Source organism: Pseudomonas protegens, from assembly GCF_003732485.1.
GTDB lineage: Bacteria > Pseudomonadota > Gammaproteobacteria > Pseudomonadales > Pseudomonadaceae > Aquipseudomonas > Aquipseudomonas protegens_B.
In genome coordinates this window covers 268,915-280,881 of the sequence record NZ_MOAK01000073.1, presented here as the reverse complement: position 1 = coordinate 280,881, position 11,967 = coordinate 268,915, and the positions used below count along the sequence as shown (strand labels likewise).

Here is an 11,967-nt window from a genome sequence, read left to right as displayed (position 1 = left end):
GGTGCGTCAGGGCTGCATGCTCAGGACACTGAGCAGCAGCCCGAACCCCACCAGCACCACGCCGAATACCTGATCGATACGGCGCTTGTACCCCAGCAATCGACTGGCAATGGCCGGTGCCGAGAAAAACAGCGCCACCGCCACGAACCACAACACGTGGGCCAGGACAATGATCCCCCCGTAGCCGACCTGCACCGGCAATGCCGTGCCCGGCTGGATCACCTGCATAAACAGGCTGAGAACGAAAATCATCGTCTTGGGGTTCAGCGCATTGGTCAGAAAGCCGCTGCGCAGAGCCGCCCAGGACGATATCTCGACATTCGCCGCCCCTGCCTCTTGCAGCCTCTGGTCAGAACCGCGCAACAGCTTGATTCCCAGATAGATCAGATAAAGCGCCCCGGCAATCTTCAGCCCGGTGAACCACAGCAGCGACTGCTGCAACAGCACCCCCACTCCCAGCAGGCTGTAGCCGATATGCAGCATGACCCCGAACCCGATCCCCAGGGCGGTGAACACGCCGTGACGGCGCGAGAGCATCAGGCTGTTGCGCGTCACCAAGGCAAAGTCGGCTCCGGGGCTGAGTACCGCCAGAATGGTGATGGTGATTACAACTAACAGTTCAGTCACGTTACATACGCCTTGGCTATAGAATCAGGCGCTACTGTATGGGGATCGGCACGGGGACAGCCAACGATGAAAACTGACACTCTCAGTGATAAAAACTCACAGACATTGCGCCGGCGCCTGCCGCCCCTCGGCGCCTTGCGCTGCTTCGAAGCGGCCGCACGCCTGGAAAGCTTCACCCAGGCCGGCGCCGCCCTGCACCTGACCCACGGCGCCATCAGCCGTGCCGTGCGCGCCCTGGAAGAGGACCTGGGCACGGCACTGTTCGAACGCCGCAGCCACCGGGTATTTCTGACGCCGGCCGGAGCCGAACTGCTGCACAGCGTGACCCAGGCCCTGGACCTGATCGAGAACACCGCCAGCCGCCTGCGGACACCCAACCCCGAGGCGCCGCTGGTGCTGTCCTGCGAACCGACCCTGCTGATGCGCTGGCTGATCCCTCGCCTGCCGGCGTTCCAGGCCGCCCACCCGGAGATATCGATCCAGTTGCTGGCCGGCGGCGGGCCTTTCTCGTTCAACAGCGGCATCGACCTGGCGATTCGCCGCAACGATTTCGCCTGGAGCGACGAAACCCAGGCCCACTGGTTATTCGACGAAGCCATTGGCCCCGTCTGCCGGCCGGACAAACAGGCTGACTGGGCCCCTTCGCCAGCCGGCCAGCCGACCCTGGTGGAACACGCCCCGCGCCTGCACAGCGCCACCCGGCCGCAAGCCTGGGAGCAGTGGCTGCAACGGCGGCAACTGCCTGCTTCCCTGGCTCCCCAGGAGCAAGTCTTCGAGCATTTCTACTTCAGCCTGCAAGCGGCGGTGGCGGGCCTGGGGCTGGCCATCGCCCCCTGGCAATTGGTGCGCGATGATCTGGCCGGAGGATTGCTTTGCGCTCCTTTCGACTTCGTCGCCGATGGCAGCGCCTATTACCTGTTGTCCGCGCAGACGATCAGCGACGATTCAGCGGCCGGTCACCTGCTGCGCTGGTTGCGTGAACAGGCCCAGGGTTAAAACCCGGGGCCGGGCAGCGGCCCCAGCGCCGGATCTTCGCCACAAAGCAACTGCACCAGGGCCAGAGCGCCCTTCTGCAAAGGTCGGTTCTTCAGCCACACCCCATGCACCGGCAATGACAAACCGTTGTCGAGGTTCTTGAACTTCAGCCGCTGCAGGCGCCCTGCCGCCAGCAGCGGCTGGATCACCGACAAGGGGAAATTGCCCCAGCCGATGCCGGCTTCCACCATGTGCAGGGCCATGGCCAGGCTATCGGTGCGCCACAGCGACTCGCCCACCAACGGCCGGGTATCGCTGATGGGCAGATCGCGGCTGGCCACCACGACCTGGCGGACCCGGATCAGCTCCTCCAGATACAACGAGCCATCGCTGGCCAGAAACACCGGATGTCGCGGCGAGATACAGGCAATCACCCGTTCACTGCCGATGTACTGGAAATACTCCAGGGCATTCACGCTCAAGCCGGCAAAGGCCACGCCCACACTCACCCGCCCACTGTGCAGCAGTTGCAGCACATCATCCTGGGGGGCACTGAGCACCTCCACCTCCAACAGCGGATAGCGCTCGGCAATCAGCTTGATGGCGGCCAGCACTCGCTGCTTGTCGATGTCATCCACCACGGCGATCGACAGCTTGCTCTCCAGGCCCAGGGACAGCTCGATGGCGTGCACCTGCAACTGCTTGAGCTGGTCGGCGATCAACCGCGCATGGGGCGCCAGCGACAGGGCCAGGGGCGTCGGCACCGGCTCGCGATGGCTGCGATCGAACAGGGCGTAACCCAGTTCGGCCTCAAGGTTGGCAATGCCCATGCTCACCGCCGAAGGCACCTTGCCCAGGGAGCGGGCCGCCGCAGAAAAGGAACCGCGCTCAAGCACGGCGAGAAACAACTGGATGCTGTCACTGGAGAAATTCATGGGTGCAACCTATCAGTAAAACTGAAAGCTTCCGACTTTTTCTGTCATTGCCATTGAATCTATATTTCGCGCCCTGCGCCAGTCCAGCCCTGGCCATTGCCATTCAATACCGAGGAATTTCCATGCAAGGCGTGAAACGCAAACTGGTATACGTATCCCTGTTCGAGGTGTTCGGCATGACCTTCTCGGCCCTCGGCCTAGCCCTGCTGTCCGGCACATCCCCCAGCAGCACCGGGCCGCTGGCCGTGGTCATCACCAGCATCGCGGTGACCTGGAACTTCATCTACACCAGCCTGTTCGAGCGCTGGGAGAGCCGCCAGCCGTCACGCACCCGCACCGTCAAGCGGCGCATCGCCCATGCCGTGGTCTTCCAGCTGACCCTGATCGTGTTCCTGATCCCGCTCATCGCCTGGTGGATGAACATCAGCCTGGTGCAGGCCTTCCTCCTGGACCTGGCTCTGATCCTGTTCATCCCCTGCTACACCTTTGCCTTCAACTGGCTGTTCGACCGGGTCTTCGGTCTGCCGGCTTCGGCCCTGCCCGATCCGGCCTGAAGTGCAGCAAAACACCCCTGGAGGCAATTTGACCGTCGCCCAGAACCTGGCTCACTGATAGATTCCCATGGCCAACCTGTGCCACGAACAAGGAAGCGTCATGGGAACCCCCTATAGAATTCTCGGTAAAGCCTCGTCCATCAACGTCAGGAAAGTCTTGTGGACCTGTGAAGAGCTGAACCTTTCCTACCAGCAGGAAGATTGGGGCAGCGGCTTTCAGTCGACCCACAGTCCCGAATTTCTCGCCCTCAACCCCAACGCCCAGGTCCCGGTGCTGATCGATGACGCCGGGGCCCTGTGGGAGTCCAACAGCATCTGCCGCTACCTGGCCAACCTGCACCCCGGTAGCGGCCTGCTGCCCATCGCCCCGCGGGCCAGGGCCCTGGTGGAACAGTGGATGGACTGGCAGGCCACCGAACTCAATCCGGCCTGGAGCTATGCCTTCATGGGCCTGGTGCGCCAGCATCCGGACTGCCAGGACAGCCGGCGCATCGGCGCCAGCCTGCTGGCCTGGAACAGCAAGATGGCGATTCTTGAACGGCAGCTTGAAAGCACCGGGGCCTATGTGCTCGGCGAGGACTTCAGCCTGGCGGATATCGTCCTTGGCCTCTCGATCAATCGCTGGAAGATGACCCCCATGGAACACCCGGACTTCCCCGCCGTGGCCGCCTACTACGAACGCCTCAGCCTGCGTCCGGGCTTCCTGCTGCATGGACGCAACGGCACTCCCTAGCCCCCCTCTCAGCCCACCGGAGACTCGACATGGATGGACTCAACGTACTACTGACCGGCGCCTGCGGCAGGATCGGCAAAGTGTTTTTCCAGGGATCCCAGGAACGCCATCGCTTCACCCTCACCGACCGCGTCGAACCGGACTTCGACATCCCGGCGCCCCACCGTTTCGTGCGCCTGGACCTCGATGACCCGCAAGCCATCAGCCGCCTGCTGCCAGGGATCGACGTGATCGTGCATCTGGCCGGCATCCCCCACGCCAGTGCCAGCTTTGACGAACTGCTGCCCAACAACATCCTCGCCACCACCTACCTGTTCGAGGCTGCAGTGAACGCCGGTTGCCGGCGCCTGGTGTTCGCCAGCAGCGCCCAGACCATCGAGGGCTACCCGGTGGACCGGCAGATCACCCCCGGCATGCCGGTGATGCCGGCCAACCTCTACGGCGTGAGCAAATGCTATGGCGAAGCCCTGTGCGCCTTTTATGCGACCCGGCGCGGGCTGTCCTGCATTGCCCTGCGCATCGGTGCGTTCGAGGACCCGCAACACCACGAACTGACCACCACCCGTGACCTGAGCGCCTGGCTCAGCCCCCGAGACGCCGTGCAGCTGCTACAGCGAGCGGTGGAAACCCCAGGGGTGCAGTACCTGATCGGCCATGGCATATCCAACAACCGCTTCAAGCGCCTGGACCTCAGCGAAACCACCCAGGTACTGGGGTACCAGCCGGTGGACGATGCCTTCCAGGAACATTTCGGCATTCCCATCACTTACTGAGACGCTGATCGCCGCCCCTCGGCAAACAGGCGGGCGGCCATTGCCAGGAAGCGGCAAGACTTGTCCGCTTACTGGCCACCCACCGACAACTGTGCCCCTAACTCCTTGATATCCATTGACCAAAGCATCGGCATGGAACTTGCTGTAACTTCAGCCTAGTTCTCTCACACAGGTTCCCGATCATGTTGGTCAACGCCCAGAAATCCGTTTCGGTGCAGCCCACCTCGCGCACCGATATGGACCCGACCACCGCTGCCGCCAGCGCGCTGTACAGCGGCATGCTGCAGCAGGCCCAGAACTCCGTGACCGTGCCGACGTCCCAGTCCAGCCTGCAAGGCAATACCGTGGACGACAACGTCAATGCAGCGTTCGCCAAGACCCGCGTCCTGCTCCAGGCCACGCCGCCCGCCACCAGCACTCCACCGGCCACCAGCGCCACGCAAACCGATGCCCTGAGCGAGTTCAAGGACTACATGAGCAAGACGCCCGAACAGCGTCTGCGCGACAGCATCCTCAAGGACATGGGGCTGACCGAAGAAGACCTGAGGAACCTGCCACCTGAGCGCCAACTGACGATCAACCAGGAAATCGCCCAGCGCATGCAAGACAAGATGCAGTTGGCCAAGGAAGAGAAAGAGGTCAAGAACAGCGCCAAACCGGTCGACGAGAAATTCCTCGCCTCGTTGTAACAGCGCCAATGAAAAAGGGTTCCAATGGGAACCCTTTTTTGTGTCCGCAGTAAAACCGCGGCTACAGCTGCAAGGTCGAGTTGAACTGGCTGATGGCATCCACCACATGCCTTGAGCCCTGCTGAATCTCCAGGATCACCTCCCCCGCCTCATTGGCCAGCTCGACCCCAAGTCCGGTGCGACTCAGGCTCGACTGCATGCTGGTGACCGCGCTCATCGACAGGTCATGGTTCTTGCGCACCACCTCGACGATCTCCACCGTCGCCTGGCTGGTACGTGCCGCCAGGCTGCGCACCTCGTCCGCCACCACCGCGAACCCCCGCCCATGCTCGCCGGCCCGGGCCGCCTCGATGGCTGCATTGAGCGCCAGCAAGTTGGTCTGGTCGGCAATCCCGCGAATGGTCTGGACGATGGTGCCGATGATCTCCGATTGCTTGCTGACCGCATCGATGCTGCGGGCGGCTTCATTCAGGTCGTGGGAAATCTGCTGAATGATTTCCACCGTCTGTTGCACCACCTCCGAGCCCTTCTGGGCGCAGGCATCGTTCTGCACCGAGGTGCTGTGGGCCGATTCGGCGGCGGATTGCAGGGTGGTCACTTGCTGGGTGATATCACTGGCGAACTTGACCACCTTGTACAAGCGGCCCTTGGTGTCGAACAACGGGTTGTAGGATGCCTCGAGGAACACGGTCTGGCCGTACTTGTTTTCCCGTTCGAAACGGTGGGAGTGGTATTCGCCACGGTTCAACGAGGCCCAGAACTGCTTGTACTCCGAAGACTCGGCTTCAGAGCGATGACAGAACATGCTGTGGTGCTGACCGAGGATCTCGTTCAGGGAGTACTGCATGGTCTTGAGGAAGTTGTCGTTGGCGGCAACTATCTTGCCGTCCGGGGTGAATTCGATGATTGCCATGGACCGGCCAATGGCGTTCAGCAGGCTCTGGTTTTCATGTTCCAGGTGGATGCGCTCGGAGATGTCCGAGGCCACCTTGATCACACTCTTGACCTGACGATCGGCATCGAACACCGGCATGTAGCTGGCTTCGAGCCAGATCTCCTGGCCGCGCTTGTTCAGCCGCAAAAAGGTGCCACTGACAGGTTCACCCCGGCCCAGGTCACGCCACAACTTGGCGTACTCCTCACTGCGGTAGAACTCTTCCTCGCAGAAGATCCGGTGATGCTTGCCGCGTATCTCCTCCGCGGAATAGCCCATGGCCTTGCAAAAATTCTCGTTGGCGTCGAGCACGATGCCATCGGGAGAGAACTCGATCATCGCCATGGAACGGCTGATCGCCGCCAACTTGGCATTGGCCTCGGTCAATGCACAGTTAAAGCGCTCGATCTCTAGCAGGTCAGCCTTGTGATGTAGGTTAAACATGGTTGTATCACCTTCAACGCTGTCTTTTGATTGACGGAAGTTTCTAGTCTTTCAACTGAGCCACCACAACGTTCCATAAACAGGGCAAGCGCCTCTCTCCATATGAGAAAGGAAGTGTCAGGTGATAAATGATGTTTAATCGGAGAGTCCATGTTGCAACGCTCTTATCAAGCCATCCTTTTCTTGATGACCCGCTGCCGGGTCCGACCTAACAAAGAAAAGAAACTCCATCTAATTAAATGCTCCTGAGCCTGCGGTGCCTCTAGTTGCGCACTCTCGTCTTTATTCATGAATTCAATTTCGTGCTCGGATGAACATTCCACAAACACCCGTTAAAAGGCTGAAAACATCACGAGACAGTGGTTCACAAAGCGACCGGTACGTTTTTTCACAATTGAGCATAGACAGCCGACGACTCTATGCAAGGCCACCAGTCAATCTGTTTTCACAACGTTTAAACGCCTCTCGAACCTTCGCGAAAAGTATCAAACAAGACATAAATATGACTCGCCGGAAACCGTTAACCGACTAGTCCCGAACGAGCATTTGCACAAAGGCCTGAACCAGCCCGTGCGACTCCCGCCCCGGCGCCGCCACCAGGGCGAATTGCCGCTCGATCGGGCAACTCAAGGGCAGCACCCGCAATCCCGGGCGCAGGTCCGGCAAGGTACTCTCGGGCACCAGGGTCACCCCCAAACGTTCGCGCACCAGGCTGAATGCGCTATTCCACTCGCGCACTTCGATCCGCACATCCGCCAACGGTATTCCGGCTTCGACCGCCAGGCTGCGGGCATTCACCGAGCAGCCGCCAGTGGCCAGGACAAAGGGCTGCGCCAGCAAGGCTTCAAGCTCGATGGTCGGGGCCTGCCAGGGGTGGTCCTGGGGCAGCACGGCCACCCACGAATCGACGCCCAGCAACCACGAACGACGCTCGGGCGCCGGATTCAGTACCACTCCCAGATCCACCAGTTGCGCCTCCAGCAGGGCTTCGACTTCGTCGTCGCTGACCTCCAGTTGCACCACCTCGATCCCCGGATGCAGTTGCTTGAAGCGTCGCAGCACCGGTGGCAGGAAGCTCGCCAGGACCATGGGAAAGCCCGCAAGACGCAAACTGCCCTGGAGGAGGCCCCGGGCCGTGTCCACTTGCCGGCGAACCTGGGCCAGGGCTCCGAGCATCACCCGGGCCTGCTCCAGCACCTGTAGACCGATTGCCGTGGGCAGCGCCTGGCGGCTTTCCCGGATGAACAGTTGCACGCCCAGCATGTCTTCCATCTGGGCCAAGGCCTGACTGGCCCCGGACTGGGTCATGCCCACCTGCTCGGCGGCCCGGGTGATGGTGCCGCACTCGGCTATCGCCACCAGCAGGCGCCAATGCATCAGGTTCATCATGACAGTAGCTAACCTTATGGCGATTTTCTGAAAGATTAATTTTACCCATGTCAGCGTTGCCCCGACACTGGCTCGAACACTCACCAGAGACCTGCCGATGAAACTCTACTACGCCCCTCAAGCCTGCTCCCTGGCCTCCCATATCGTGCTGCGGGAACTGCAACTGCCATTCGACGCCATCCGTGTCGACAATCGCAGCAAGCGCACCGCCGACGGCCAGGATTTCCTCGCCATCAACCCCAAGGGCTACGTGGCGGCCCTGCAACTGGACAACGGCGAAGTGCTCACCGAAGGCCCGGCGATCCTGCAATACCTGGCCGACCTCAAGCCCGAGGCCGGATTGGCGGCGGCCAATGGCAGCTGGCAACGGGTACGCCTGCAGGAAACCCTGAACTTCATCACCAGCGAAGTTCACGGGATCATGGGCTGGTTGTTCAACCCGGGGCTCGATGACAGCGTGAAAGAGGTGTTCCGGCAGAAGCTGTTCAAACGCTTTGCCCTGCTGGAGCTGACCCTCGAGCGCCAGGATTATCTGCAAGGCGGGCAGTTCGGCATCGCCGATGCCTATCTGTTCACCGTACTGCGCTGGACAGCGCTGTTTGCCATCGATCTGGGAGCCTGGCCGGCGCTGGCGAAGTTCCAGGCCCGGGTCGAGCAGCGGCCGTCGGTGCGGGAGGCATTGGCGGTGGAGCTGGCGTAGGTTTGGAACAGGAAATGCAGAAGTCGCGCTGAGCAGGCACAACGCGCGCCTGCCATTTTGGAAGGGATAAAACGAAGCCCGCGCTGCGGGCTTCGTCAAATTGATCAATGGCCGAAGATGTTCACTTCGGTTTTCTTGGCCTTTTTCTCGGCGCGTTTCTCGTCAGCGCTCTTTGCCGGTTTCTTCTTCGCATTTTTCTTGGCGTTCATACCTTTGGACATGATCTTCACTCCACTGTTGCGGGATAGGATTGAGGTATAGCACCTATAGCTGCCGGGGGTTCCTTTATAATCCGCCGCTCCCTGTTGCAAACCCGGAAAGCCCATGTCCAGCCTCCAGATCAGCCGCCTTGCCGAGGCCGCGCGCCCCTTGCTGAACAAGTTCTATCGCCAGCACCAATCGCCCATGCGGGCCTCGTCCGCCGGTCAGCTCTGGGTGCTCAGGAACGCTGGGATCGTCGCCGGGATGAGCCTGACCCCGGTGGCCCAGGGGCATTGGCTGACAGGTTTGTTCGTCGCCCCCGACCGCCGCGGCCAGGGTCTGGCCGGGCAGTTGGTGGAGCAAGCCCTGAAGCAGGTCGAAGGACCGGTCTGGTTGTTCTGCCACCCGGATCTGGAAACTTTGTATCAGCGCATGAGTTTTTCCAGCGATACCCGATTACCCCAGCCCCTGGCCGAACGACTGGCTCGCTATCAACGCAGCAAGCCGCTGCTGGCCATGGGGACCGACAGCGGCCATCTGGGTCCGTAGGCTTGGGCGCTACTCGTCAGTGTTGGGATCGAGGTCGGGAAACAGCACCTCGGTGAAACCGAACTTGCTGAAATCAGTGATCCGCGACGGGTACAGCCGCCCGATCAAGTGATCGCACTCATGCTGCACCACTCGGGCATGAAAGCCCGAGGCCACACGCACGATAGGCTCGCCCTTTGGGCTAAAGCCTTCATAGCGAATTTGCTGGTAGCGCTGCACCGCGCCCCGCAACCCCGGCACCGAGAGACAGCCCTCCCAGCCCTCTTCCAGTTGCGGACTCAAGGGCGTGATCAAGGGATTGATGAGGATGGTCTGAGGCACTGCTTCCGCCTCCGGATAACGTTCGCTGTGCTCGAAGCCGAAGATCACCAGTTGCAGATCGACACCGATCTGCGGTGCTGCCAGGCCAACGCCACCGACACTTTCCATGGTCTGGAACATATCGTCGATCAGTTGCCACAGCGCCGGACTGTCGAACATCTCGGGCGGCACCGGGGGCGCGATACGCAGCAGGCGCTCATCGCCCATTTTGAGGATTTCACGGATCATGTTCAGGCTTCGTCAGTGGTCGGGTGGAGCGAGTGATCCCGGCCCAGTCCCGATACGTGTTGTTTATCGCCGGGCCCGTCAAAGTCCTTTTCGCCAGGGTCCTTGCCTTCGGCCGACATGTGTTCGATCACCGCGTTCATCTCCGCCCCCAGCAACAGCACAGCAGCAGAGATGTAGAAGTACAGCAGCAACACGATGATCGCGCCGATACTGCCATACATGGCGTTGTAGTTAGCGAAGGTTTTCACGTAGTAGGCAAAACCCAGGGACGCGACAATCCATACCACCACCGCCAGCACCGAGCCCGGCGTGATGAAGCGAAACTTCTGCTTCACATCGGGCATCACGTAATACATCAGGGCCACCGCCACCATCATCAGCAGCACGATCACCGGCCAGCGCAGGATGGTCCACAAGGTGACGATGAACTCTTCCAGGCCCACCTGCCCCGCCAGCCAGGTCATCACCTGGGGCCCCAGTACCATCAGGGCCGCAGCGGCCAGGAGCATGCCGGCAATGCCCACGGTGTAGAACACCGAGAGCGGGAAGCGCTTCCAGATCGGCCGGCCCTCGACCACATCGTAGGCAGCGTTCATTGCACTCATCATCAGGCGCACGCCCGCCGAGGCGGTCCACAGGGCGATGACGATACCCACGGAGAGCAATCCGCCCTTGGACTGTTGCAGTTGATCGATCACCGGGTTCACCTGCTCCAGGGCCTGGGGCGGCAGCACCAGCTCCGATTGCAGGCGCAGCCAGGTAAAGAAGTCCGGCAGATGCAGGAAACCGATCAGGGCAATGAGAAACAGGATGAAGGGGAACAGCGAAAACAGCATCTGGTAGGCCAGCGCCGAGGCATAGGTGGACATCTCGTCCGCGATGAATTCATTGACCGTGCGGATCAGCACACGGTGCAGGGGCAAACCTTTGAGGTCCGGAAAAATCATAGCGTCTCCTTTCGCCGCAAAAAGGTCGAAGTCGATAGCGACTCAGGGGGCGTTTTCTACAACAAATTAGCCTAGTTGGCGAACCGCAACCATTCGGACGGGCTGATTACGGGTTCTCGACGGCAGTACACACATGAAAACGGCCATCCGTGGATGGCCGCTGCGGTGCATCATCGAGGGCGTCGTACTCAGGCCTTGTCGATGGTCTTTTTCACTGCATCCTTGGCCTTGCCAAGGGCTTGCTGGGCTTCGCCTTTCTTCTCCTGCAGCTTGCCCTCTGCCTGCAGCTTGGTGTTGTCGGTGGCCTTGCCGACACCCTGCTTGACGTTGCCGACGGCTTCGTTGGCCAGACCTTTTGCCTTATCCGCTGTGCTGCCCATGGTATTTCTCCGTAGAACATTCATTGATCGAACAAAGAGGATTTGCGTCGTTACCCAAGGTTGACTCGTGGCCGTTGCGCAGAGTTTCAATTATTTTTCGTCGGGCATTTCATCCCAGGCCCGAGGTTGCCCTTTATGTTTGTCGGGCAACCCGGGAGAATGCTCGACCTGTTCAGGCCAAGCACTGAAGATCCCATCCCCGTAGGAATGTTATGAAACTCGATAAAAAGCAGGCCATTGCCCGTAGAAACCAGGAACTGGGCGGTGCGGTGCTGGGCGTCAACAACTGCCATTTCGCGGAGCTCAACCGCAATCGCAATATCTGGTGGTTCGATATCCTGGTGACCCGTCTGGCCATTGGTCAGTACGAATGGGTGCACCTGCTGCTGCACACCCCGGACACCAACCAGTTGCTGCACCTGAAAGTGCCGACCGTATTCCTGCGGGAAAAGATGGAAGGCCTGGTGATCCGCAACGAAGGCAAGCGCAAGGCCGCCCTGAGCCTGGAGTTGAGTGCCGACAAGGACTCCTTCCTCAAGGACGTGCGCCCGGCCGGCACCGGCGTGGACTTCTCCCAGTTCCAACAGT

Annotated in this window: 15 protein-coding genes and 2 pseudogenes; 8 read left to right on the top strand and 9 right to left on the bottom strand. The window is 60.7% G+C overall.

Annotated elements, in window-relative coordinates; translation table 11 throughout:
* Positions 1-6: 6 nt before the first annotated feature.
* On the bottom strand, positions 7-627 hold the full coding sequence (locus BLX41_RS19480; RefSeq protein WP_123726203.1) for a LysE family transporter: 621 nt from the start codon (positions 625-627) through the stop codon (positions 7-9).
* 66 nt (positions 628-693) lie between these two features.
* Between BLX41_RS19480 and BLX41_RS19475 the strand changes: the two genes are divergently transcribed.
* Positions 694-1,623, top strand: a complete 930-nt coding sequence (locus tag BLX41_RS19475; protein ID WP_123726202.1) for a LysR family transcriptional regulator — start codon at positions 694-696, stop codon at positions 1,621-1,623.
* Here BLX41_RS19475 and BLX41_RS19470 read toward each other — a convergent pair.
* The gene (locus BLX41_RS19470; protein WP_123726201.1) at positions 1,620-2,537 is read right to left on the bottom strand and encodes a LysR family transcriptional regulator; all 918 of its coding nucleotides are present in this window, start codon (positions 2,535-2,537) and stop codon (positions 1,620-1,622) included. The two genes, BLX41_RS19475 and BLX41_RS19470, sit on opposite strands and share 4 nt — an antisense overlap.
* A gap of 122 nt (positions 2,538-2,659) precedes the next feature.
* On the opposite strand from BLX41_RS19470, the gene BLX41_RS19465 reads away from it, so the two are divergent.
* From BLX41_RS19465 to BLX41_RS19450, 4 genes are all read left to right on the top strand, one after another.
* Positions 2,660-3,091 carry a PACE efflux transporter gene (locus tag BLX41_RS19465; RefSeq protein ID WP_123726200.1) on the top strand — a complete coding sequence of 144 codons (432 nt, stop codon included), beginning with the start codon at positions 2,660-2,662 and terminating at the stop codon, positions 3,089-3,091.
* Positions 3,092-3,191: 100 nt separating this feature from the next.
* Positions 3,192-3,824, top strand: a complete 633-nt coding sequence (locus BLX41_RS19460; protein ID WP_123726199.1) for a glutathione S-transferase family protein — start codon at positions 3,192-3,194, stop codon at positions 3,822-3,824.
* A 29-nt stretch (positions 3,825-3,853) separates the two neighbouring features.
* Positions 3,854-4,597 (top strand): NAD-dependent epimerase/dehydratase family protein, encoded by a 744-nt coding sequence (locus tag BLX41_RS19455; RefSeq protein ID WP_123726198.1) that lies wholly within the window; start codon positions 3,854-3,856, stop codon positions 4,595-4,597.
* Between the two features lie 182 nt (positions 4,598-4,779).
* The gene (locus BLX41_RS19450) at positions 4,780-5,286 is read left to right on the top strand and encodes a hypothetical protein (protein ID WP_123726197.1); all 507 of its coding nucleotides are present in this window, start codon (positions 4,780-4,782) and stop codon (positions 5,284-5,286) included.
* 61 nt (positions 5,287-5,347) lie between these two features.
* Here the strand turns inward: BLX41_RS19450 and BLX41_RS37395 are convergent.
* The 3 genes and pseudogenes from BLX41_RS37395 to BLX41_RS19440 all read right to left on the bottom strand — a co-directional run.
* Positions 5,348-5,761, bottom strand: a pseudogene (locus BLX41_RS37395) (methyl-accepting chemotaxis protein); the annotation flags it as partial.
* A 126-nt stretch (positions 5,762-5,887) separates the two neighbouring features.
* A pseudogene (locus BLX41_RS37390) lies at positions 5,888-6,664 on the bottom strand (PAS domain-containing protein); the annotation flags it as partial.
* A 528-nt stretch (positions 6,665-7,192) separates the two neighbouring features.
* Entirely contained in the window at positions 7,193-8,053 is an 861-nt protein-coding gene (locus BLX41_RS19440) for a LysR family transcriptional regulator (RefSeq protein ID WP_123726195.1), read from the bottom strand.
* Positions 8,054-8,150: 97 nt separating this feature from the next.
* Here BLX41_RS19440 and gstA point away from each other — a divergent pair, with 97 nt between their 5' ends.
* Entirely contained in the window at positions 8,151-8,753 is a 603-nt protein-coding gene (gstA, locus tag BLX41_RS19435; protein WP_123726194.1) for a glutathione transferase GstA, read from the top strand.
* Positions 8,754-8,857: 104 nt separating this feature from the next.
* Here the strand turns inward: gstA and BLX41_RS34035 are convergent, their stop codons facing one another.
* Positions 8,858-9,079, bottom strand: coding sequence for a hypothetical protein (locus tag BLX41_RS34035; RefSeq protein ID WP_123726193.1), 222 nt, complete (start codon positions 9,077-9,079; stop codon positions 8,858-8,860).
* Here BLX41_RS34035 and BLX41_RS19425 point away from each other — a divergent pair.
* A complete protein-coding gene (locus BLX41_RS19425; RefSeq protein WP_123726192.1) occupies positions 9,078-9,503 on the top strand; it encodes a GNAT family N-acetyltransferase in 426 nt (141 codons plus the stop codon). The two genes, BLX41_RS34035 and BLX41_RS19425, sit on opposite strands and share 2 nt — an antisense overlap.
* A 9-nt stretch (positions 9,504-9,512) precedes the next feature.
* Here BLX41_RS19425 and def read toward each other — a convergent pair whose 3' ends face one another.
* The 3 genes from def to BLX41_RS19410 form a co-directional block, all read right to left on the bottom strand.
* Entirely contained in the window at positions 9,513-10,052 is a 540-nt protein-coding gene (gene def / locus BLX41_RS19420) for a peptide deformylase (protein WP_123726191.1), read from the bottom strand.
* A 2-nt stretch (positions 10,053-10,054) separates the two neighbouring features.
* Positions 10,055-10,999, bottom strand: coding sequence for a YihY/virulence factor BrkB family protein (locus BLX41_RS19415; RefSeq protein WP_123726190.1), 945 nt, complete (start codon positions 10,997-10,999; stop codon positions 10,055-10,057).
* Positions 11,000-11,187: 188 nt separating this feature from the next.
* On the bottom strand, positions 11,188-11,379 hold the full coding sequence (locus tag BLX41_RS19410; protein ID WP_123726189.1) for a CsbD family protein: 192 nt from the start codon (positions 11,377-11,379) through the stop codon (positions 11,188-11,190).
* A gap of 212 nt (positions 11,380-11,591) precedes the next feature.
* Here BLX41_RS19410 and BLX41_RS19405 point away from each other — a divergent pair.
* A partial coding sequence (locus tag BLX41_RS19405; RefSeq protein ID WP_123726253.1) for a hypothetical protein occupies positions 11,592-11,967 on the top strand: 376 nt, incomplete at its 3' end.

What these genes read in the sequence shown, in the direction of transcription:
- BLX41_RS19465 (WP_123726200.1), top strand. Translation starts at nt 2,660, where the DNA reads ATGCAAGGCGTGAAACGCAAACTGGTATACGTATCCCTGTTCGAGGTG.
- gstA (WP_123726194.1), top strand. Translation starts at nt 8,151, where the DNA reads ATGAAACTCTACTACGCCCCTCAAGCCTGCTCCCTGGCCTCCCATATC.
- BLX41_RS19450 (WP_123726197.1), top strand. Translation starts at nt 4,780, where the DNA reads ATGTTGGTCAACGCCCAGAAATCCGTTTCGGTGCAGCCCACCTCGCGC.
- BLX41_RS34035 (WP_123726193.1), bottom strand. Translation starts at nt 9,079, where the DNA reads ATGGGCTTTCCGGGTTTGCAACAGGGAGCGGCGGATTATAAAGGAACC.
- BLX41_RS19440 (WP_123726195.1), bottom strand. Translation starts at nt 8,053, where the DNA reads ATGATGAACCTGATGCATTGGCGCCTGCTGGTGGCGATAGCCGAGTGC.
- BLX41_RS19460 (WP_123726199.1), top strand. Translation starts at nt 3,192, where the DNA reads ATGGGAACCCCCTATAGAATTCTCGGTAAAGCCTCGTCCATCAACGTC.
- BLX41_RS19455 (WP_123726198.1), top strand. Translation starts at nt 3,854, where the DNA reads ATGGATGGACTCAACGTACTACTGACCGGCGCCTGCGGCAGGATCGGC.
- BLX41_RS19415 (WP_123726190.1), bottom strand. Translation starts at nt 10,999, where the DNA reads ATGATTTTTCCGGACCTCAAAGGTTTGCCCCTGCACCGTGTGCTGATC.
- BLX41_RS19425 (WP_123726192.1), top strand. Translation starts at nt 9,078, where the DNA reads ATGTCCAGCCTCCAGATCAGCCGCCTTGCCGAGGCCGCGCGCCCCTTG.
- BLX41_RS19470 (WP_123726201.1), bottom strand. Translation starts at nt 2,537, where the DNA reads ATGAATTTCTCCAGTGACAGCATCCAGTTGTTTCTCGCCGTGCTTGAG.
- def (WP_123726191.1), bottom strand. Translation starts at nt 10,052, where the DNA reads ATGATCCGTGAAATCCTCAAAATGGGCGATGAGCGCCTGCTGCGTATC.
- BLX41_RS19410 (WP_123726189.1), bottom strand. Translation starts at nt 11,379, where the DNA reads ATGGGCAGCACAGCGGATAAGGCAAAAGGTCTGGCCAACGAAGCCGTC.
- BLX41_RS19475 (WP_123726202.1), top strand. Translation starts at nt 694, where the DNA reads ATGAAAACTGACACTCTCAGTGATAAAAACTCACAGACATTGCGCCGG.